The following is an 886-nucleotide window of genomic DNA, read 5'->3' on the forward strand; positions in this document are numbered from 1 at the left end:
GTTAAATTCGGTTGCACCGCTGCACTATCCCAAACCATCTTTAACGGGTCTAAACGCGTAATGACCGGTTCACCATCGAGGCTGTTCTCATAATCAAGCCGTGTATCAGTCCACCCCATGCCGCAGATAACCGCATCTTGGAAAGCATCACTATCAGCGTATTCTGCATGCGCCATGTCCCGAAACCATTCTGCCGCACCGGTAAGCAATTCACTAGGCAATGCCTTCCCTACTTGACGGGGAATAAACTGCACTTCGCGCTTGTTATTACGCTCTGACCCCACAACGGCATTGACCAATGGGGCAATACGATTAAAGGTCATAACGGGGCGGCGTTGCTTTTTTAACGCCGATAAATCTTCTTCATTCCATTGATCACCATTGTAAAAACCAAAATCCTCCCGCGCATGTTCACGCCATTTATTCACATGCTCCACATCTTCTTTGTACCAGCTCACAAGCTTACGAAACAAACCTTCATGAGAGAGATCAGATACATTGCTGTCTTTTTCTAAACGTTCATCATCATGCATCATTCTGCCATCCATGAGGTACTCTCATATTCCATTCTGCCGCTATAAGCTGGTCGCTTTTGTATTTCTTTTGGTGGTTTGTATGAAATACACATCAGTCCAAAGGCATCTGCCCCATGACTGGACCAATCATGCTCTGCTCCCAAGCCAATATTACGCTTCTCATCCCATTTCTCGTGATACCAGTTCAGTGCCTTACGTCCTGCTACTGTCGTCTTCTCATTAAACCAAACAGAAGGCAAAACACGGCGGACTGTTTCTATACGTATCTTAACAGCCCCTGCTCCCTGATTAGGGATAACTTTTGTTTGAAAGCCTGCCTGTTTAAGAGCGCTCTCAAAACTCACATTGTG

1 protein-coding gene and 1 pseudogene are annotated in these 886 nt (G+C 45.9%); both read right to left on the reverse strand.

Translation table 11 applies throughout. The features are described 5' to 3' along the window. Positions 1-548 (reverse strand): portal protein (locus ACFINO_RS10100; RefSeq protein WP_375655685.1); only part of this gene is annotated, 548 nt, incomplete at its 3' end. Next, positions 533-886 (reverse strand): annotated as a pseudogene (locus tag ACFINO_RS10105) (PBSX family phage terminase large subunit); the annotation flags it as partial. The gene ACFINO_RS10100 and the pseudogene ACFINO_RS10105, both read right to left, overlap by 16 nt.

This window comes from Bartonella sp. AA83SXKL (assembly GCF_042196965.1).
Taxonomy (GTDB): Bacteria; Pseudomonadota; Alphaproteobacteria; order Rhizobiales; family Rhizobiaceae; genus Bartonella.